Raw genomic sequence first — 20,797 nt, 5'->3', positions numbered from 1 at the left:
CGGCCGGGGCGGAAGCTCCGGCACCGGCGGCGGCACCTCGTGGTAGGGGATCGAGCCCAGCAGGTGGGCCATCATGTTCAGCCGGGCCCGGCGCTTGTCGTCGCTCTCGGCCACGTACCAGGGCGCCTCGGTGATGTCGGTGTGGACCAGTAGGATCCCGTCCTCCACCGGCATCGGCTCGAAGATCGGGCACTGCCGCAGGAACCCCTGGTACTCCTCCTGCGTGCAGAAGCCCATCACGTGCTCGACGCCGCCCCGGTTGTACCAGGACCGGTCGAACGGCACGATCTCCCCGGCCGCCGGGAGGTGCTCGACGTACCGCTGGAGGTACCACTGGGTGCGCTCGCGCTCGGTCGGCAGGCTTAGCAGTTCCCTCCCGTACACCTTGCGCGGCAGGCTCGCCGCCTCCTTGCCGGCCATGCCGTCACCCCGCTCGGTGCCCCAAGGCCGAACACCTGGACGCGACCGTACCGACCCCCGAAGAGCTGCGCATTCCGGACCACCACCCGAAACCCTTCACCGATGAGGAGCTCACCGCCATGACCGTACGCGTCGGCATCAACGGCTTCGGCCGCATCGGCCGCACCTATCTGCGCGCGGCCCTCGACCGCGCCGAAGCGGGCACCCAGGACGTCAGGGTGGTCGCGATCAACGACGTCGCGCCGCCCGCCACCCTCGCCCATCTGCTGGAGTACGACTCGACCTTCGGCCACATCGGGCGCGAGGTCCTGCACGACGACAGCTCGATCATCATCGACGGCACGCGTATCGACGTCACTGCTGAGCGCGATCCCGCGGCCCTGCACTGGTCCGACTGGGGTGCGGACATCGTCATCGAGTCCACCGGTCGCTTCCGCGATCGGGACTCCGCCGCCCTGCACCTGAAGGCCGGGGCCCGTACGGTGCTGCTGTCGGCCCCTGGCAAGGAAGTGGACGCCACCATCGTGATGGGCGTCAACGACGACACGTACGACCGCGAGCGCGACCGGATCGTCTCGGCCGCCTCCTGCACCACCAACTGCCTCGCACCCATGGCCAAGGTGCTCGACGAAGTCTTCGGCATCGACCGAGGCCTGCTGACCACCGTCCACGGCTACACCAACGACCAGTCCCTGCTCGACGGCCCGCACAAGGACCTGCGCCGGGCCCGTTCGGCCGCGCTGAGCATCATCCCGACCAGCACCGGCGCCGCCCGCGCGGTCGGCCTCGTGCTGCCGGAGCTCGCCGGAGGACTGGACGGCATCGCGGTCCGCGTACCGGTCGAGGACGGCTCGCTCACCGACCTCACGGTGGTGCTGAACCGTGAGACCACCGCCGACGAGATCAACGCGGCCTTCGCCGAGGCCGCCGACGGCCCGCTGAACGGCATCCTGCGCGTCTCGACGGCCCCCATCGTCTCCCGCGACGTCATCGGCGACCCCGCCTCCTGCGTCTTCGACCCGGCCCTGACCCAGGCCAACGGGACCCTGGCCAAGGTCTTCGGCTGGTACGACAACGAGTGGGGCTACACCAACCGACTCCTGGACCTCACTGCCTTGGTGGCCGACGACTGACGGATGCGGAAGGGAGCGGCCCCTCTGCGCCCCGGAAATCCGGCACGGAGGCGGGCGATGTCTCCAGCTGCCCAGCCCGCAAGGGTGCCGGGCTGCCACCGGCAGAGCGCACGGCTCCGTGCGGCACGGCCATGACGACATGGAGGGGCGGCAGTTCGCACGCTGCGGCCAGGCCGACAAGCCTCGATGAGCTTAGGGCCGACCGGCCCAGGACTCGTCCCCGGACAGCCCCTGGGACCGCCCTCCGCTCCGCTGGATGCTCGAACCCTCGAGACCCTTGGAGGAGATCCGCGATGACGGACGATGTGCTCAGCCACCCCCCGGTCCACGCCCTGCTCGCGGACGGCACCACCGTGTGCATCCGTCCTGTGAGCCCGGCCGACCACGACCAACTGCAGGGGCTCTACGAGGAGATGTCCCCGGAGAACCTGCGGCTGCGGTTCTTCTCGGTCAGTCGGCGCTCCGGTGCCCTGGCTGCCGACCGGGCCTGCGCTCCCGCGCGCCCCGGCTACCGGGCGCTGCTGGCGGAGACACAGGACCGAGTGATCGGCCTTGCAGAGTACGACACGGCGGGAGAGAAGGAGGAGGCCGAGATCTCCGTCGCGGTGTGCGACGGCCTGCACCACCGCGGCGTGGGCACCCTGCTCGTCGAGCACCTGGTCTCAGCCGCCCGAGCCGAGGGCATCACCACCTTCACCGCCGACGCACTCAGCGAGAACCGCGAGATGCTCCAGCTCTTCGCCGACCTCGGCCTGCGCACCGCCCGCCGCTTCGAAGGCCCGGAAGTCCGCTGCACCATCCGGCTCGACGAGGACGACGCCTATCTGTCGGCAGTGGAGGCCCGGGGCCGGGCCGCCGACGTGGTCAGCCTTGAACCGCTGCTGTGCCCGAGCGCGGTCGCGGTCGTGGGTGCCGGACGCAAACCCGGCTCGGTCGGCCGGGCGATCCTGCACCACCTGAAGGCAGGCGGCTACACCCGCCGCCTCTTCGCCGTGAACCCGAACGCCGACCACATCCTCGGTGTGCCGTCCTACCCGTCGGTGAGCGCCCTGCCGAAGACCCCCGACCTGGTCGTGGTGGCCGTGCCTGCGGCCGCTGTGCCGTCCGCAGCCGAGGAGTGCGGCAAGGCCGGTGTCCGGGCGCTGCTGGTGGTCACCTCCGGCCTCGATGCCGAGCAGGCGCGGGCGCTGCTGGCAGCGTGCCGCTCGCATGGCATGCGCCTGGTGGGCCCCAACTGCCTCGGCATCTCCAACACCGACCCAGATGTGCGTCTGGACGCCACGTTCGCCGCCGGCCATCCGCGTCCCGGCACCGCTGGTGTCGCCGTGCAGTCCGGTGGGGTGGGTATCGCGCTGCTGGACGGGTTGTCCAGGCTGGGCATCGGCGTCTCGTCCTTCGCCTCGCTCGGTGACAAGTACGACGTCAGCGGCAACGACATGCTCCAGTGGTGGGAGAGTGACGGGCGCACCGAACTGGCGCTGCTGCACCTGGAGTCCTTCGGCAGTCCGCGGGCGTTCTCGCGCACGGCGCGCCGCGTCACCCGCCGTATGCCCGTCCTGACCGTGGACGCGGGTCGCACCCAGGCGGGCCGGCGCGCCGCGGCCTCACACACCGCTGCGGCGGCCACCCGCACCATGACCCGGCAGGCCCTGTTCACCCAGGCCGGCATCACCGCCACCCGCTCGGTCGGCGAACTCCTGGAAACCGCCGCCCTGATGCACTCCCAGCTTCTCCCCGCAGGCAGCCGCGTTGCGATCGTCACCAACGCGGGAGGTGCCGGGGTGCTGGCGGCCGACGCCTGTGCGGAGGCGGGACTCGCCCTGCCGTCGCTCACCCCGGACGTGATCGACGACCTGCTCGCCGTGCTCCCGCAGGGCGCCGCGGTCGGCAACCCCGTCGACGCCACCGCCGCCGTCACCGAGGACCAGCTTGCGGACTGCCTGGACCGGCTGATGCGCCACCCGGGCGTAGACGCCGTCCTGGTGGCCCTGGTACCGACGGCGGTCGCCGCGGCGACCGGCGACGACCTCGCCCGGTCCCTCACCGACGCCCGCCGGCGCTGGGCCAAGCCACTTGCCGCGGTACGCCTCGAACAGGACCTGCCGGTAAAGCTGCTGTCCGCTGCCGACGGCGGCACGATCCCCTCGTATGCCGAACCCCGGGCTGCGGCGCAGGCGCTGGTCCACGCCGTACGCCGCGCGGCCTGGCTCGCCAGGCCCGTGGGCACCGTCCCGGAGTTGGACGGCGTCGACACGGCTCACGCGCAGGAGATCGTCGAGACCTTCCTGGCCGCGCACGAGGACGGCGGCTGGCTCGACCCGCGTACCTGCGCCGATCTGCTGGCCTGCTACGGCATCCCCCAGCTGCCCTGGGCGTGGGCGGAGACCGAGGACGACGCCGTCCTCGCCGCCCGGCGGCTGCGCGGCCCCGACGGCCGGGTGGTCATGAAGGCCCACTGGCCGGGACTGCTGCACAAGAGCGAGCAGCGTGCCGTGCATCTCGACCTCCAGGGCGATACCCAAGTGCGAGCCGCCTTCCGGGACTTCGAGACCCGGTTCGCGGGGCTGCTCACGGGCGTGGTCGTGCAGCCGCTGGCGGCCCGCGGCACCGAACTGTTCGCGGGCGTCGTCCAGGACGAGGTCTTCGGCCCACTGGTGCTGTTCGGGCTCGGCGGCACCGCGACCGAGGTCCTCGGCGACCACGCCGCCCGCCTGGCCCCGCTCACCGACCACGACGTGCACGACCTGATCACCGCCCCGCGCTGCGCCCCGCTGCTGTTCGGCGCCCACGGCAGCGGAGCGGCCGATCTCGAAGGCCTGGAGCAACTGCTCCTGCGTCTGTCCCGCATGGCGGCCGACCTTCCGCAGCTCGCCGAGGTCGACTTCAACCCCGTGCTCGCGACACCGGAACGGGTCTGCGTGCTCGACGCGCGTGTGCGCCTGGTGCCGCGCGGGCCCAAGGACCCCTATCTGCGCCGACTCCGTTGAGGAGGAACCGAGAATGAAGCACAACAAGGTCGGCTCCGTGATGACCACGAACGTCGTCCGCGCCGCGTACGGCACCCCGTTCAAGGAAGTGGCACGGTTGCTCGCCGATCACAAGATCAGCGGACTGCCGGTCGTGGACGAGGGCGAGAAGGTCATCGGCGTCATCTCCGAAACGGATCTGATGGTGCGCCAGGCGCCCATCCGCGACCCGTACCAGCCCAAGCGCCGGGCTCCACTTGCCGCGCTGACCCGCGGTGGCCGGCGGCAGGCCGCCAAGGCCGAGGCCCGCACCGCCGGTCAGCTGATGACCGAACCACCGGTCACCGTGCACGCCGAGGACACCATCGTCGAGGCCGCGCGAACCATGGCCCAGCGGCATGTGGAGCGGCTTCCGGTCGTGGACGAGGAGGACCGGCTCGTCGGCATCGTCACCCGACGGGACCTGCTCCAGGTCTTCCTGCGACCTGACAAGGAGATCCGCGAAGCGGTGGTCGAGGAGGTGCTGGGGCGAGCCCTTTGGCTGGCGCCCCACGCCGTTGACGTCGCCGTCGTGGAGGGTGTGGTCACGCTCGCCGGCCAGATGGAGCGCAGGAGCGAGACGGAGATCGCCGTCTCCATGTCCCGGCAGATCGACGGCGTGGTCGCGGTGGTGGACAAGCTCGGCCACCGGCTGGACGACAGCCACGTTCAGCCCGAAGAGAGGGCTGTGCAGGGCGTGGCCGAAGACTGGCTGCGCAGGCTGTGACAGGCACCTGAGAAGAGAGGGACCACCATGTCCGGCAAGGTCCTGGTCGCCTACGGCTCGACGAACGGCTCGACGGCCCAGATCGCCGAGGCCGTCGCCGACGTACTGCGCAAGGACAGAGTGACCGTCGAGGTGCTGCCGGCCGAATCGGTGGCGAGCGTGCTTCCGTACGACGCCGTGGTGGCCGGCGCCGCGCTGTACGTGGGCCGCTGGCACAAGGACGCCCGCCACTTCGTCCACCGTCACCGCCGGATACTGGCCGAACGCCCGGTGTGGTTCTTCAGCAGCGGTCCGCTCGACGCCTGGTTTCACGCTCCCCACCGTGCCGCCCGCCTCGGGACGGGTGCACGGGCCGAACGGGCCTGGGGGAGACCGTGCGGCCCATACCCGCACAGTCGGCGTGGCACGACGCTGGCAGTGAGGAGCAGACCGAGCGCAGGAGGTGCGCATCCATGTTGTCGCCTGTCATCGCCGGAGTCGACGGATCGGCCGAGAGTCTGGCCGCCGCGGAGTGGGCCGCCCGGGAAGCGGTACGCCGCGACCGGCCGCTGCGCCTGCTGCACGCCTGGGACTGGGACCCGCGCGGGCACGACGGCGCGTCGGCGAACGCCGCGCACCGGCATCTGGCGCGCCGTGCCCTGCGCGAGGCGGAGGACCGCATTCGCCGTACCTGCCCCGGTGTCCACCTCACCGCGGACGAGCAGGTCGAAGGGCCCGCGACCGTCGCCCTGCTGAAGGCCGCCGAGCAGGCCGACCTGTTGGTGCTGGGCTCACGGGGGCTCACTGGCTTCGCCGGCCTGCTGGTCGGCTCGGTCGCCCTGGGGGTGGTCGCGAGGGCCCCGCGTCCCGCCGTCCTCGTACGCAAGGGGGAGGAGGCCGCGGACGAGCACTTCCCTGCGGACGACGGCAGCCCGTCCACCCGTACCGGCTACCGGGACGTGGTGCTCGGCATCGATCTCGCCGACGCCTGCGACGAGGTCATCGAGTTCGCCTTCGAGGAGGCCGGGCTGCGGCACGCCCGGCTGCGTGTCGTGCACGCCTGGCAGCCGCCTTCCGCGATGAGCCTCGGCCCCGGCGACATCGGTCTGGTCGGTGATCCCGCGCGGGCCGAGGAGTGGCAGGGGTTCCTGTCCGCGGTGCTGAAGGTGTGGCGCGACAAGTATCCGGAGACCGAGGTCCTGGAGACCGTCGTGAAGGGCAAGGCGTCCACGGCGCTGGTCCGGGCCGCCTCTGCGGCGAGCCTCCTCGTCGTCGGCCGGCGCCTGCGGCCGACGCTTGCGCGTATCGGCCCTGTCACCCATGCGGCGGTCCACCACGTCGGCTGCCCGCTGGCCGTCGTGCCCCACGAGTGAGAAACCGGAGAGCGCGATGAGCACACCGACGAAGTACGTGTACGAATTCACTGAAGGCAGCCGGGAGATGGCCGACCTGCTCGGCGGCAAGGGGGCCGGCCTGGCCGAGATGACACGGCTGGGGCTGCCCGTGCCGCCGGGCTTCACCGTCACCACCCACGCCTGCAAGGCCTGGCTCGCGACGGGACAGGAGCCGCCCGAACTCGGCATCGAGGAGGCCCGTGCCCTCGCCGGCCTCGAGCGCACCATGGGCCGAACCCTCGGCGCAGCCGACGACCCCCTGCTGGTGTCCGTACGATCCGGCGCCCGCTTCTCCATGCCCGGCATGATGGAAACCATCCTCGACATCGGCCTCAACGACCGGTCCGTCACCGGGCTCGCCAAGGCCTCCGGGCAGGAGAGGTTCGCCTGGGACTCCTACCGGCGGCTCATCCAGATGTTCGGCCACACCGTGATGGGCGTCGACGGCGGCCTGTTTCAGCAGGCCATCGCCGCACACACGGCGCACGACCAGGACCTCGGCACCGGTGAACTTACCCGCCTTGCCGAGGAGTTCAAGGACATCATCCGCAAGGAGACCGGCGAGGACTTCCCGCAGGACCCGGCCGAGCAGCTCTCCCGCGCCATCCGCGCCGTCTTCGACTCCTGGAACACTGAGCGCGCCCGCGTCTACCGCCACCGCGAGCACATTCGTGACGATCTCGGTACCGCCGTGAACGTCCAGGCGATGGTGTTCGGCAACCTCGGCCCCGACTCCGGCACCGGCGTCGCCTTCACCCGCGACCCCGCCACCGGCGAGCGCGGCATGTACGGCGACTACCTCCCGGACGCTCAGGGCGAGGACGTCGTCGCCGGCGTGCGGGATGCGCTGCCCCTGAGCGAGCTCAAGACGCTCGACCCGCGCTCCTACGTCGAACTCGGCGACCACCTGCGCACCCTGGAGAGCCACTACCGCGACCTGTGCGACGTCGAGTTCACCGTCGAGCGCGGCAAGCTGTGGATCCTGCAGACCCGGGTGGGCAAGCGCACCGCCGAGGCGGCCTTCCGTATCGCCCATGACCTGCGTGAGGAAGGGACAATCACTGCGGACGAGGCCCTGGTCCGCGTCGACGGCACTGAACTGACCCGGCTGATGTTCCCCCGCTTCGACGTGCAGGCAACCGACCGGCCCCTCGCCCACGGCGTGCCCGCCTCGCCAGGCGCCGCGGTGGGAGCCGTCGTCTTCGACTCCGCGGAGGCCGTACGCCGTGCCGCGGCAGGCGAGCGGGTGGTCCTGGTCCGGCGGGAGACCACGCCCGACGACCTGCCCGGCATGATCGCCGCGCAGGCGGTGCTGACCAGCCGGGGCGGCAAGACCAGCCATGCCGCCGTGGTCGCGCGCGGCATGGGCAAGGTGTGCGTGTGCGGGGTCGAGGCCCTCGCCGTCGACGTGGCAGGACGCCGGTTTACCACCGAGTCGGGATTCGTCGTCCGGGAGGGCGACACCGTGTCCGTCGACGGCACAGCCGGCACCGTCCACCTCGGCGGGTTGCCGCTCACAGCGTCCGACGTCGGTCGCACGCTGGAGTCCGGCACCGCCACCGGCCCGCTCACCGAAGCCGTGCTCGGTGCGCTGGCCCACGCCGACTCGATACGACGCCTGGAGGTGCGGGCCAACGCCGACACCCCCGAGGACGCGGCACGCGCCCGTAACCTCGGTGCGCAGGGTGTCGGGCTGTGCCGCACCGAGCACATGTTCCTCGGCGAGCGCCGGGCGCTGGTCGAGGCGATGATCCTGGCCCGCGACGACACGGCCCGGGAGCAGGCCCTGGCCGCCCTGCTGCCGCTGCAGCGCGAGGACTTCACCGGCATCCTCGCGGCGATGGACGGGCTGCCCGTGACGATCCGCCTGATCGACCCGCCGCTGCACGAGTTCCTGCCCGACCGCACGGATCTCACCGCCAAGATCGTCCGCGCCGAGCACCCGGACCCTCACGACCGCGAGCTGCTCGCCGCCGTCGAGCGCATGCACGAGCAGAACCCGATGCTGGGCCTGCGCGGGGTACGTCTCGGCCTGGCCGTGCCCGGCCTGATGGCCATGCAGGTACGGGCGATCGCGCAGGCGGTGGTGCATCGGCTGCGCGACGGCGGCACACCTCGGGCCGAGATCATGATCCCGCTCGTCGGGACGGTCGAGGAACTGCGCCTGGCCCGCGCCGAGACCGAACGCGTCCTCGCCGAGGTCACGGCCAAGACCGGCATCGAGCTGGACTGCCCGATCGGCACCATGATCGAGCTGCCCCGCGCGGCGCTCACCGCCGATCGCATCGCCACGGCCGCCGACTTCTTCTCCTTCGGCACCAACGACCTCACCCAGACGACCTGGGGCCTGTCCCGCGACGACGCCGAGGCCTCTTTCTTCCCGCTCTACCTGGAAAAGGGCGTCTTCGCGGTGTCGCCGTTCGAGTCGATCGACCAGGAGGGCGTCGGACGGCTGGTGGAGATCGCCGTCGAGGCGGGCCGCTCGGTCAATCCCCGCCTGGAGACCGGCGTGTGCGGCGAACACGGTGGCGACCCGCAGTCCATCCACTTCTTCCACCGGGCGGCCCTCGACTACGTCTCCTGCTCGCCCTTCCGTATCCCCGCCGCCCGCCTCGAAGCGGGACGAGCAGCCCTTACGGACACCAACACCAGCGACAGCAGGTGACCATCGCAGGCAGGCCCGTCGTATCGCCGACGTCCGGACCGAGCGGACCGACCTGCTGAGCCCATCGGCCCTCTTCGCCTCAGCGAGGCTCGCCTACGGTGGAGAAGCGATCGCTCGATGCGACGGAAGGGCAGCAGGTGGAGATCGTCGCGTACGGCGTCCTGGCCGACGAGGGTCCGCTGCTGAGGGAAGCGTTCTACGAGGCGTTCGCCGGCCGCCACGAATTGCGCTGCCTCGGGCTGTTCCTGGACCAAGGCACCGTCCCCACCGCCGCGGGCTACGAGGTGGTACTCAGCAGCGTCAACGACATCCTGGACGCCGGAGTGCTGCGCTCGCCGGCCGAGGGCGGCACCCGGTGATCGTTCAGGGGTCCACCAGTCACAACAACATCGACCTGAGGGCAGCCAAGGAACTGGGGCTCACGGTCGGCCGGCCTCGTACTACTCGCCGTACTTGGTCGCCGAGTTCGCCTTGACCCTGGCGCTGGTGGTCAACCGTCGGATCGTCCGGGCCGCGCACGGTACCCGGGAATTCGACTTCCGGCTCGACGGGCTGATGGGCCCCGGCAAGATCGGGGCCGCGTTCGCCCGGATCGCCCACGGGTTCGGGATGCGGCTGCTCGGCTGGGACGTCACCGAGAAGCCCGACTGCCTCGCCTTCGGCATGCAGTACGTCCCGCGCGAGCGGCTGTTCGCCCAGGCCTACTCACCCGGGACGCCGTCGGTCGGATCGCCCAGATCACCGTGGCAGGCACAGCCCAAGCCGCGGCCAGCGGCGTCCGCGCACCGGGCGACGAAGAGGGCCGTTGGACCCCATCCGACGTCCGACCGGAGGCTGTTCGGCCCTATCTGCCTCCGGTACCCCTCCGACGATCACGAGGTGGCGGTCGGGAAGTGCCGGTCCCCAAGCCGTTCTCGCCCTCGGCGCCGCGGCGGTGACTGGAGCGGGCAGTGCCTGGTACATGCCGGCACTCGCCGACCTGCGTACCGGAGCCGACCGCCCCGTCTCCCACCGTCACGCCGCAGCAGCCTGCCTCACCGGCTGGACCACGACCGGGATAGTCGCGATCTTGCTGCTCGTTGCTGAGCCGTGGTGGATACCCTGTGCGGCAGCCGCCGTGGGTGCCGTTGTCACGGTGGGCCTTCGGTTGCGCACGGCCGCGCAGCGCCGACGCGAGACCCAGGAGGCCGCACGCCACTGGGCGCAAGTACGCCCCACCCAGCCCGTACCCGGTACCCAGCGTGAACGGAAGGTCGTCGCCGTCCTGATCGGCTTCGGGGCCGCCGCCATGGCCACGGCGGCCCTCGGAGTGGCCGCCGGGCCCAAGGCCGGCGGCTGGTTGGCGATCGCCGCGTGGCCCTCCGCGGTCGTGGCGCTGATCCTCGCCATCGCGCTCGCGGGTACGCGGGCGTGCCGCCGCCAACGCGTCGGCGTGGCCGGCCGCCGCCGGTAGGTGAGTGGGCTGCCAGATCCGCAGTTGTCTCCGGGCTGGGCTGGACGTCCCGGGCCCGGGCATCGAGATTGTCCCCGAGTTCAGTGGGACAAGGGCAAGCCCACTGAAACTGCCTTGCCCGTCGGGCCACCCTGACGTGCACATCCTTTGCGAGTTCTGGCACCAAGAGCCGGCCGAACCCAGCCGTCTCCCTCGGATCTGTCAGCCGTGGCTGCGGGGTTTCGCGGCTGGCCTCGTGCACCGTGACCGTAACCGTCCCCGAGCCGGCCCAAAGCCCGAACCCCGTCACCCCGCCGGCATGGCGGATCGCATTGCTGACCAGCTCGGAAACCACGATGAGCACCGCGTCTGCCTCATCCCCGTCGGACGGTGCGAGCACGGACAGGAAACCGCGTGTCGCACCCCTCGCCCGAGCCGCGGTCTGCTGGCTGTCCCCCTCGAAGGTCTCGTAGTCCTCCTCCGGCGAAGACGACATCGCGGCCTCCGGCTTCGCCGGCACTCCGTACCGGCTCGGATGCCCCCGGATGAGCATGCACAATGCGCAGCCGTGGCGCCTCCGCTTCGTGGCGGGCGAGCGTGACCTCCTCCTGCTCTTCGCCGACCTCGACCGAGCCATGCCTCGCTCGGATCCCGGCAACCGAGTGCACATCGGATGCGGAGCCGTTCCTGCTCGCCACCGTCCATCTGCACGAAGCCCGCGACACCGCGCCGCAGGAGGACGACCTGCCCAGGCTGCATCCCGCGATCCGCCAGCGGCACACCAGCCGCCACCCCTTCGACGAGAAGCACATTCCGGAGGACGTACGCTCCGCGTCGGAGAGCGCAGCCGGCCGGGAGGGAGCCGAGCTGCTGTTCCCCGGGCCCTGGCGCATGGAATCCGTGCTGAATCTGGTCCACGATGCCGAGAGCCGTGACCCCCCGAACCCCGAACACATGGAAGACCTGCACCGGTGGACCCGACTGGGACCAGAGGCGGACATCGCCAACACACCCCGAGCGACACATCCGCCGACTGACGTGCGCGGGCCAAGCACTGGAGCGCGTCCTGCTGGAGGTGACCCTCGCAGGCCTCGCCACCTCCCTGACCTCCCACGCCCTTGAGAGCTCCGGCCTGCGCCTGTTGGCCCGTGATCCGGCGCAGGGCAGGGGCCACGTTCAGATGGTGATTCGCTTGGGCTACGGACCCCAGGGATCTGCCACGGCCCGCCGGCCCGTGCAGGACGTCCTCGACATCGCCCAGTAGGAGACGGACAGCCCCGGTCCTTGCCGCACGGTGCCCGACGCGGGCCCGTCGGGCACATGATCGGGGACATCCGGCCCCTGCCCGCCCGGCCCTTGCGAGAGTTGGCTGACGGTGACAGGCGCCGGGTGTGATCCCACCGGCGCCGTGCCGTGCACACGGCGGACGCATCACAGCCGCGTCCCGCCACACGGCTCCTGATCACTGTCAGCCGGCCCGGAGTGCGGGACGGCAGAACGGAGGGACGTCATGACAGACGCCCAGCAGCCACGCGCCTTCCTTGTCGGCGGCGGCATCGCCTCGCTGGCCGCCGCCGTCTTCCTGGTCCGCGACGGAGGCTTCCCCGGCGAGCACATCCACATCCTTGAGGAACTCCCAGTGACCGGCGGTTCCATGGACGGCCGGGGCGAGCCCACCGGATACGTCACCCGGGGCGGACGCATGCTGGAGGACGAGGCGTACACCTGCCTCTGGAACCTCCTGGAGACAATCCCAACACTGACCGACAAGACGGTGTCGGTGCGCGAGGAGATCCGGGCGTTCAGCGAGAAGTGGCCCACCAACGCCAAGGCGCGACTGATCGGCAAGGATGCCGAGATCCTGGACGCCTCCGACTACGGCCTGGACGCGCGGGACCGGCTGGAGTTGACCCGGCTGCTCGTGCTCCCCGAGGCGGTGATCGGAGCTCGGCGGATCGAGGACTTCTTCTCCCCGCACTTCTTCGAGACCAACTTCTGGGCGATGTGGCGCACCACCTTCGCCTTCCAGAACTGGCACAGCGCCATTGAGCTCAGGCGCTACTTCCTGCGCTTCATGCAGGAGTTTCCGCGCATGCACACGCTTGCGGGCGTGCGCCGCACCCGGCTCAACCAGTACGACTCGATCATCCGCCCGCTGCAAGCCTGGCTGGAGGCCCGCGGCGTGTGCTTCGAGCACCGTGTGCGGGTCACCGACGTGGACTTCACCACTGAGGAGGACGGCACCCGGCGGGTGCGACGCCTCCACCTCGACCGCGCAGGGCAGCCGGACGCGTACGACCTCGGGGACGCCGACTACGCGTTCCTCACCCTCGGTTCGATGACCGCCGACGCCGCCTACGGCAGCGACGACCGCGCACCCGATCTGATCCGCGACAAGCGCGACGGCGGCTGGCGCCTGTGGGAGACCATCGCCTCCAAGGCCGACGACTTCGGGCGTCCCACCGTCTTCAACGGCAATGTGGACGAGGCCAAGTGGGAGTCCTTCACCCTCACCATGCGTAGCCCGCTGCTGCTGCACCGCATCGAGGAACTGTCCGGGAACCTCCCCGGCACCGGCGCGCTGATGACGTTCAAGGACTCCAACTGGCTGATGTCCATCGTCGTGCCGCACGCCCCGCACTTCGACGGCCAGCCAGAGGACGTCTACACCCTGTGGGGTTATGGCCTGTTCGTCGACAACGAGGGCGACTTCGTGGGCAAGACGATGGCCGAAGCCACGGGCAAGGAGATCCTCACCGAACTGCTCAACCACCTCGGCCTGTGGGACATCGAGGAGCAGGTTGCGGCGACAACGACCGTGATCCCGGTGATGCTTCCCTACATCACCAGCCAGTTCGCCCCGCGCACCACGCAGGACCGGCCGCTGGTCATCCCGCGGGGATCGGCGAACTTCGCCTTCCTCGGTCAGTTCACCGAGATCCCGGAGGACGTGGTCTTCACCGTCGAGTACTCCGTCCGCGGCGCCATGCACGCCGTCCACGGGCTCCTTGGCCTCGACGACCACGAGATTCCGGGTATCCACCACGCCCTTGCCGACCCGAGGACCGCCTTCGGCGTACTCAAGGCCGCACTGGCCTGAGCTGCACCGTTATCAGTTGATTTGCTCCCTCTCGTCACTGGTGAGTCGCTCCGAAAGCCCGGACAGCCTGGCGCGCGGGCAGGCCGCCTGGAGACAGTGACGGGCCCCACATCGGAACCGGCCCGAGAGACCCTGCCGTCAGGGAAGTTCGGCCCTGTTCCAGATCACGGCGCTACCGGCACGATCGATGTGCCGGTTCGGATCCGCTGGGCGGACACCGGCTCGACGGTGAGCGCCGTCCCCCTATATGCCCGCATCACAGAGGAGAGTCATGCTTTCGCCCGAGTCGGCCGCTGTCGTACGCGCCACCCTGCCCGCCGTCGGCGGCGCCCTGGACGACATCACGGCGCGCTTCTACGGCACCATGTTCGCCGAGCAACCCGAACTGCTGGACGGCCTGTTCAACCGCGGCAACCAGGCCAGCGGCGAGCAGCGCCGGGCTCTCGCCGGATCCATCGCGGCCTTCGCCCAGGCCCTGCTGGCGAACCCCGACGCCCGCCCGGACGCGCTCCTCGCCCGGATCGCGCACAAGCACGCTGCGCTGGGCGTCACGGAGGACCAGTACACGATCGTCCACAAGTACCTGTTCCGGGCCATCGGCGACGTACTGGGTGAGGCCGTCACCCCGGAGGTGGCCGGCGCCTGGGACGAGGTGTACTGGCTGATGGCCGGCGCCCTCATAGCCCAGGAGGCGCGCCTCTACCAGGAAGCCGAGGTCGATCCGCGCAACCCGTGGCGGCAGTGGACCGTGGTCGAGCGGCGCGAGGAGACCCCGGACGTCGCGTCCTTCCTGCTGCGCCCGGCCGACGACGGCCCCCTGCCCCAGGCGCGTGCCGGCCAGTACGTCAGCGTCCGCGTGCTCATGCCCGACGGCATCCACCAGACCCGCCAGTACAGCCTCTCCAACGCGCCCGGAGACCGGCTGCGGCGCATCACCGTCAAGCGGGTGGCGAGCGTCGCCGACGCCCCCGAGGGCGAGGTCTCCAACCAACTGCACCGCACCGCACACGTGGGCGACGAGCTCACCCTGTCGGCTCCGTTCGGGGACGTGGTCCTCGACGACGCCGACACCCCGCTCGTGCTGGTCTCCGCCGGCATCGGCTGCACCCCGATGGCCGGCATGCTCGAACACCTCGCAGCCACCAGCTCGGCCCGGACGGTGTGGGTCCTGCACGCCGACCGCACCCCGGCCGACCACGCCCTGCGGGCGGAAACCCGACGACTGGTGGAGCAACTGCCCAACGCGAGGGCCGATTTCTGGTACGAAGAGGACGCCGCCGAGGAACCCGGCTCTCGCACGGGCCTGATGGACCTCGACGGGCTGGACCTCCCCACCGACGCCGACGTGTACCTGTGCGGCTCGCTTCCCTTCATGCGCGCCGTCCGCACCCAGCTCCTCCAGGCCGGCATCCCCGCCCGCAGCATCCGCTACGAGGTCTTCGGCCCCGACCTGTGGCTGGCCCACGCCGAAGGCTGAATACCCGCGTCATACCCCCGTCCGCGTGAGCGGAAGCCAGTGTCCGGCGCGGCTGGGGCAGAACAAGGGCAGCCCGACGGCGGGCGTTCGCCATCGTCCCGCCGGTCGGGCCGGACAGGGAAAGCAGCGAGTCATGGGGCGGATCAGCGGGTCTTGGCGACCGTCAGCAGCACGGCGGTGTCTTCCAGGGCCTGCAGGCTGTGGCGGGCGGGCGGCACGACGAGCAGGTCCCCGGCCATGCCCTCCCACACCTCGTCGCCGCTGTGCAGCCGTACTCGGCCGCGCAGGACGAGCACCGTGGCCTCGCCGGGATTCTCGTGTTCTGACAGGTCGGTTCCGGTGCGCAGCGCGATGAGAGTCTGGCGCAGGACGTGTTCGTGGCCGCCGTAGACGGTCTCGGCGCTGCGGCCGGTGGACGATGTGGCGGCCCGTTCCAGGTGTTCGCGGACGCGGGCGTCGAGGGAGAACTTCTGCATGGGGTGGTGTGCCCTTTCTGCGTCCGGAGCCAGTGGCGATGCGTCGGCGTCGGCTGCCCAGCAGCGGTACGACACGGCCGCATGCCACAGGTACCACAGTGGATCCTCCTCGGCGCCGCCCGGCGTGTCGTGGGGACCTGCTCCCGGCCGGGTGAGCGCGTGGGGTGGCAGGGCAGGGCAGGGCAGGGCGAGGCGACGTCGCCGTCGGACGGCGCACCCGCACCGTGTTGCCCCGCATCGTGGAAGCGGCTGCCGACCTCGTCGGCGCGCGGTACGGAGCACCGGGCGTGTTCGGGGAGGACGGTGCCTTCACCGACCCGATGACCGTGGGCATCGATGCCCCGCACGTGTGTGCCGCGATGGACCTGCCGGCAGGGGCATGGCGTGCTGCAGACGTTGGTGGCCGACCGGCGGGCCGTTGGGGGTCGCGGATGTGGTCGCACACCCTCGTTCGGCCGGCTTTCCCCCGGGCGCCCGGTCATGCGTGCCCTGCTGGGCGTTCCGCTGATGGTGCGCGGGACTGTATACGGCGACCTTTACCTCGCCGACAAGACCGACGGCACGCCCTTCGACGACGACCAGAATCTGCCGACCGCGTTGGCCAGTGCCGCGAGTATCAGCATCGAGTGAGCGGGCGAGCGCCCACGTGGACGGCGTCGTGCGGGTCGGCGGTGATCTGTTCGGCGAGGGCTGGGTCGATGCGGTCGGGCAGCAGGCACATCTCATGGATGGCATAGCGGCCGGAGGAGTCGGCAAGCAGGCCGCGTGCTTCCCGGAGATGCGCCGCTTGGCGGGTTCGGGCTGCATGCTCAACCCGGCCTCCCCGTACACGACGGTGGCGCTGCCGTCCGGCAGGCCGGTGTCCGCGGCGTCCGCCCGCACCGCGGGGATCTCCGTCGGCCCGGGCGCGGTGCGGGTGCTCAGCCGGGCCACCGCGGCGGGAGCGCGGTCGACGGCGGTGCAGGCGGCCGGGGTGGGCGCGAGCGTCAGCGGGGCGGTGGACCCCGGGCCGGCGGCCGGCTCCACCACGCGGTCATCGGGGCCGACGGCCAAGGCATCGAGCATCCAGCGGGTCAGCTCCAGGCCGCCGGGGCGCAGGACGCGCTTGCCCAGGCGGGCCAGGAGCCAGTGGCCGGGAACGCGGGAGGCTTCCAGGCCGGTACCCGGGGGCAATGCGTTCCTGGGGGAGTGGCTGGTCATGGTCTGTCGTCACCATGGGTGATGCCTCGCTCCCTAGCTACCCTTTCAGGGCTACTTAGGGAACCTGACTTCGACCTTTCGGGTGTGGATGGGCCGAACGTCCCGACGCGCGGGGCCTGGCGGTCCGGTCACAGCAAGCTGCTCCAGTACGGCCAGAACCGGGTCAGGGCGAGCACGGCGATCACGCCGTACCAGGCGGCCAGCAGCATCCAGTGCGTCTCCAGCACCAGAGCGAGAAGGCTTCGGCCGGCTGCCGGCACGGGGATGACGCCGTACCGGAGGTTTCGCAGCGTGACGTACCAGAACAGGGCGATGGTGACCGTCCAGACCACGGCGCAGTAGGGGCAGAGCCGGCCCAGGCCGAAGAGGGACTGGTGGATCAGCCAGTGCACGAACACCACGCCGGCCAGCGCCCCGGCGTTCAGCGTGAGCCACAGCGCCCGGTGCAGGCGTGCCCCGGTGAGCACGGCCAGGCCGAGGACGGTGACCGCGGCGAAGGCGCCGAGACCGAGCAGCATGTTGGGGAAGCCGAAGACGCTGCCTTCAGGGCTGGACATGACGCTGCCGCAGCTGACGATCGGACTGATGTTGCACGGCGGCTCGTAGGCCGGGTTCTTCAGCAGCCGCCAGTCGTCCACGGTGAGTTGGAAGGAGGCGAGCCAGCCGACGGTTCCGGTCAGCGTCATGAGCCAACCGAGGCGTCGACTCGGCTTCCCCGGGCCAGGCGGTCTCATGCGACGCGGCGGGTTCGCGGATCCGGCACCGGGCTACTGCGCACCGTTGGTGCCGGGGTGGCCGCGCGTCGCCGGTACACCAGGTAGGGACGCCCGAGGTAGCCGATCGGGGCACTCCACACGTGGACGAGGCGGGTGAACGGCCAGGCGGCGAACAGCAGACAGGCGCTCAGGGCGTGCAGCTGGAACAGCAGTGGGGCGCCGGCGATCGCCTCGGGGTGCGGGTGGAGGGCGAAGATGCCGCGGAACCATGCCGAGACGGTGGATCGGTAGTCGTAGCCGCCCCCGAAGACGTTGTGCACGGCGGTGGCGCCGAAGCCCAGCAGGACCGTGAGGGACAGGAGCGGGAAGAGCACCTTGTCGCTGCGGTCGGTGGTGAGGCGGATCCGGCGGGCGAGCAGGCGGCGGGCGCACAGCATGCCCAGGCCGGTGACCATGGCCACGCCCGCGACCGAGCCGAGTGCGACGGCCGTCGTGTGGTAGACGTGCTCGCTGATCCCGGCCGCCTCGGTCCAGGACGCGGGGACGGCGAGGCCGACCACGTGCCCGGCGATCACCGCGAAGGCGCCGAGATGGAACAGAGGGCTGCCCCACCGGAGCCAGCGGTGTTCGAGGAGCTGGGTGGTGCGGGAGGTCCAGCCGAACTGGTCCTGGCGGTAGCGCCAGACGTGTCCGACGGCGAACACGGCCAGGCAGATGTAGGGGAAGGCGACCCACAGCAGGAGGCCGGTTCCTGAAGCATTCATCGAGGACCATCCGGAGACGAGGTGAACAGCGGCACGAGGGTGGGCGGGGCCTGGTCGGGCGGGACGAAGGTGCCGGGCGGGGCGAACAAGCCACCCGCGTATGGGTCCATGCCGACGTCCTCGTTCGGTGGTCCCTCGGTGGCCAGTTCTGCCACCGCCTTCAGGTCTGCTTCGGTGGCGGGAGGCATCAGGGTGAGCAGCGCGGCCGGCAGATGTCGGTAGGGCGAGTCCGCGTCGGTCAGCGCCCGGTGGATCAGCTCCAGGCCGCGCCGGTGCTGGCGCAGCGGTGCCTCGCCCGATCCGGGCCCCGACAGGGCGGCGAACTCCAGCACCACCGGCAGGTGGTCGGGCAGTTCGCCGCCGCCGATCTCCCAGCCGGCCGCGCGGTACCGTTGTGCCAGGGTGAGCAGGGCCATGCCCCGGCGGCGGGTGTCGCCGTGCAGGTAGTAGGTGAGGTAGAGGCTGCTCTTGCGGCGCAGGTCGAACATCTCGACGTAGTGCCGCTCGAGCGCCTCCGGCTCCTGCCCGCCGAACCATTCGGCGAAGGCGGCCAGTTCGGTGGCGGCCGGTGACGGGGACAGCGCCTGGACGGCGGCGAGCACGATGGGCCGCGCAGCGGCCAGCTCGGCGTCCGGGTACTGCAGCAGCAGCGACAGCAGCCGCAGGACCAGCGCCCGGTCCCTGACCTGGTCCGGCGTGAGCCGGGCCGGGCGGCGCACGGCGGCCCGCAGCCGGGTGCGCACGATGGCGGGCACGGTGGTGGGGAGCGGGCTCACGGGCGTCCTCCTGCGGGGGCTTCGGGGGTGCGGCGGCGCAGGGTGGGGATGCCGAGCATGACCTTGCGTTCGCTCGGCTCGGCCGAGGTCTCCACCGGGCAGCGGTTCTCCATGGCGGTCAGCGCGGCGGCGTCCTCCTTGTGGGCCGCCGGCACGACGTAGCGGTCCTTGTACTTGGCCACCGCCAGCAGCCGGTGCAGGTCCTCCGCTTCCCGGCCGGTCAGTCCGACGGCCTTGATCGCGGCCTCGTCGCCCGCCTCGCCCAGCGTCTTCTCGCGCATGTACGAGCGCAGCGCGGTCAGCTTCATCAGCACTCCGGCGACCACGCCCGTGTCCCCGGCGGTGAACAGCTCCGCCAGGTACTCCAGCGGGATGCGCAGCCGGGTGACGGCGGCGAACACATGGTCCGGGTCGTCCTGGTCGCCGCCCGCCGCGCTCACCGCGTCCAGGACGGGGGAGAGCGGGGGCACGTACCAGACCATGGGCAGCGTGCGGTATTCCGGGTGCAGCGGGAGGGCCACCTTGTACGTCGACACCAGCGCGTACACCGGGGAGCGGCGGGCGGCGTTCAGCCAGTCCTCGGGGATGCCGGCCCCGCGGGCTGCTGCGATCACCTCGGGGTCGTGCGGGTCGAGGAAGACGTTGCGCTGGGCGTCCAGCAGGTCGTACTCGTTCGGGGTCGCCGCGGCTTCGCCCACCTTGTCGGCGTCGTAGAGCAGCAGCCCGAGGTAGCGCAGCCGGCCGACGCAGGTCTCGGAGCACACCGTGGGCTGTCCCGCCTCGATGCGTGGGAAGCAGAAGGTGCACTTCTCGGCCTTGCCGGTGGCGTGGTTGACGTACACCTTCTTGTACGGGCAGGCCGTGACGCACATGCGCCAGCCGCGGCAGCGGTTCTGGTCGACCAGGACAATGCCGTCCTCGACCCGCTTGTACATCGCCCCGGAGGGGCAGGCGGAGACGCAGGCGGGGTTGAGGCAGTGTTCGCACAGGCGAGGCAGGTGGAACAGGAAGGTCTGCTCGAACTCGAACTTGACCTTCTCGGCCCACTCACCGTGCAGGTTCGGGTCGCCGCCGGCGTGCTCGGGGGCGCCGCCGAGGCCGTCCTCCCAGTTGGCGCCCCAGGTGATGGAGGTCGGCTTGCCGGTGAGGACGGACCGGGGGCGGGCGACGGGGATGTCCTTCTGTGCGGGCGCGCCGACGAGGTTGTCGTAGTCGTAGGTGACCGGCTCGTAGTAGTCCTCGATGGCCGGCAGGTCCGGGTTGGAGAAGATCGAGAGCAGTCGCTTGACGCGGCTGCCCGAGCGCAGGACCAGCCGGCCCCGCTTGTCGAGCATCCAGCCGCCCTTCCACTGCTCCTGGTCCTCGTAACGGCGTGGGTAGCCGACGCCCGGCTTGGTCTCGACGTTGTTGAACCAGGCGTACTCCACGCCGGTCCGGTTGGTCCAGGTCTGCTTGCAGGTGACCGAGCAGGTGTGGCAGCCGATGCACTTGTCGAGGTTCATGACCATCGCCATTTGGGCCATGACGCGCATG

General features: G+C 71.0%; 15 protein-coding genes and 3 pseudogenes. 12 read left to right on the top strand and 6 right to left on the bottom strand.

Features of this window, described 5'->3' with window-relative positions; all coding sequences use genetic code 11:
* Positions 1–87: 87 nt before the first annotated feature.
* Positions 88–420: pseudogene (locus tag ACWGJ5_RS39195) on the bottom strand (polyphosphate kinase 2); the annotation flags it as partial.
* 119 nt (positions 421–539) lie between these two features.
* Here ACWGJ5_RS39195 and gap point away from each other — a divergent pair.
* From gap to ACWGJ5_RS39145, 10 genes and pseudogenes are all read left to right on the top strand, one after another.
* A complete protein-coding gene (gene gap / locus ACWGJ5_RS39190) occupies positions 540–1,553 on the top strand; it encodes a type I glyceraldehyde-3-phosphate dehydrogenase (protein WP_453314393.1) in 1,014 nt (337 codons plus the stop codon).
* Positions 1,554–1,846: 293 nt separating this feature from the next.
* Positions 1,847–4,540 carry a bifunctional acetate--CoA ligase family protein/GNAT family N-acetyltransferase gene (locus tag ACWGJ5_RS39185; RefSeq protein ID WP_453314392.1) on the top strand — a complete coding sequence of 898 codons (2,694 nt, stop codon included), beginning with the start codon at positions 1,847–1,849 and terminating at the stop codon, positions 4,538–4,540.
* A gap of 13 nt (positions 4,541–4,553) precedes the next feature.
* Entirely contained in the window at positions 4,554–5,285 is a 732-nt protein-coding gene (locus ACWGJ5_RS39180; protein ID WP_453314391.1) for a CBS domain-containing protein, read from the top strand.
* Positions 5,286–5,312: 27 nt separating this feature from the next.
* Positions 5,313–5,588 (top strand): annotated as a pseudogene (locus tag ACWGJ5_RS39175) (flavodoxin domain-containing protein); the annotation flags it as partial.
* Between the two features lie 149 nt (positions 5,589–5,737).
* Complete coding sequence (locus ACWGJ5_RS39170) at positions 5,738–6,637, top strand: universal stress protein (protein ID WP_453314390.1); 900 nt, start codon at positions 5,738–5,740, stop codon at positions 6,635–6,637.
* Positions 6,638–6,653: 16 nt separating this feature from the next.
* Entirely contained in the window at positions 6,654–9,323 is a 2,670-nt protein-coding gene (gene ppdK, locus ACWGJ5_RS39165; protein WP_453314389.1) for a pyruvate, phosphate dikinase, read from the top strand.
* A 137-nt stretch (positions 9,324–9,460) separates the two neighbouring features.
* Positions 9,461–10,025 (top strand): annotated as a pseudogene (locus ACWGJ5_RS39160) (NAD(P)-dependent oxidoreductase); the annotation flags it as partial.
* A gap of 259 nt (positions 10,026–10,284) precedes the next feature.
* The gene (locus ACWGJ5_RS39155; RefSeq protein ID WP_453314388.1) at positions 10,285–10,776 is read left to right on the top strand and encodes a hypothetical protein; all 492 of its coding nucleotides are present in this window, start codon (positions 10,285–10,287) and stop codon (positions 10,774–10,776) included.
* A 1,489-nt stretch (positions 10,777–12,265) separates the two neighbouring features.
* Positions 12,266–13,855 carry an oleate hydratase gene (locus ACWGJ5_RS39150; protein WP_453314387.1) on the top strand — a complete coding sequence of 530 codons (1,590 nt, stop codon included), beginning with the start codon at positions 12,266–12,268 and terminating at the stop codon, positions 13,853–13,855.
* Positions 13,856–14,126: 271 nt separating this feature from the next.
* On the top strand, positions 14,127–15,332 hold the full coding sequence (locus tag ACWGJ5_RS39145; RefSeq protein ID WP_453314386.1) for a globin domain-containing protein: 1,206 nt from the start codon (positions 14,127–14,129) through the stop codon (positions 15,330–15,332).
* Positions 15,333–15,475: 143 nt separating this feature from the next.
* On the opposite strand, the gene ACWGJ5_RS39140 is transcribed toward ACWGJ5_RS39145, so the two are convergent.
* On the bottom strand, positions 15,476–15,808 hold the full coding sequence (locus tag ACWGJ5_RS39140) for a cupin domain-containing protein (RefSeq protein WP_453314385.1): 333 nt from the start codon (positions 15,806–15,808) through the stop codon (positions 15,476–15,478).
* A 336-nt stretch (positions 15,809–16,144) separates the two neighbouring features.
* On the opposite strand from ACWGJ5_RS39140, the gene ACWGJ5_RS39135 reads away from it, so the two are divergent.
* Together ACWGJ5_RS39135 and ACWGJ5_RS39130 are read left to right on the top strand one after the other, a co-directional pair.
* On the top strand, positions 16,145–16,438 hold the full coding sequence (locus ACWGJ5_RS39135; RefSeq protein WP_453314384.1) for a GAF domain-containing protein: 294 nt from the start codon (positions 16,145–16,147) through the stop codon (positions 16,436–16,438).
* 16 nt (positions 16,439–16,454) lie between these two features.
* Positions 16,455–17,030 (top strand): hypothetical protein, encoded by a 576-nt coding sequence (locus ACWGJ5_RS39130; protein WP_453314383.1) that lies wholly within the window; start codon positions 16,455–16,457, stop codon positions 17,028–17,030.
* Between the two features lie 106 nt (positions 17,031–17,136).
* Here the strand turns inward: ACWGJ5_RS39130 and ACWGJ5_RS39125 are convergent, their stop codons facing one another.
* Genes ACWGJ5_RS39125 through narH form a run of 4 tightly spaced genes read right to left on the bottom strand, consistent with a single transcriptional unit; the run spans position 17,137 to position 20,796 of the window.
* A complete protein-coding gene (locus ACWGJ5_RS39125) occupies positions 17,137–17,694 on the bottom strand; it encodes a vitamin K epoxide reductase family protein (RefSeq protein ID WP_453314382.1) in 558 nt (185 codons plus the stop codon).
* Positions 17,695–17,738: 44 nt separating this feature from the next.
* Entirely contained in the window at positions 17,739–18,488 is a 750-nt protein-coding gene (narI, locus tag ACWGJ5_RS39120) for a respiratory nitrate reductase subunit gamma (RefSeq protein WP_453314381.1), read from the bottom strand.
* Positions 18,485–19,264, bottom strand: coding sequence for a nitrate reductase molybdenum cofactor assembly chaperone (gene narJ / locus ACWGJ5_RS39115; protein WP_453314380.1), 780 nt, complete (start codon positions 19,262–19,264; stop codon positions 18,485–18,487). Before narJ ends, narI begins: the two co-directional genes overlap by 4 nt.
* The gene (gene narH, locus ACWGJ5_RS39110) at positions 19,261–20,796 is read right to left on the bottom strand and encodes a nitrate reductase subunit beta (RefSeq protein WP_453314379.1); all 1,536 of its coding nucleotides are present in this window, start codon (positions 20,794–20,796) and stop codon (positions 19,261–19,263) included. The genes narJ and narH overlap by 4 nt, the downstream gene beginning before the upstream one ends.
* Position 20,797 lies beyond the last annotated feature (1 nt).

The organism is Streptomyces sp. NPDC054783, assembly GCF_053611725.1.
This window is presented reverse-complemented; position numbering and strand designations above follow the sequence as displayed.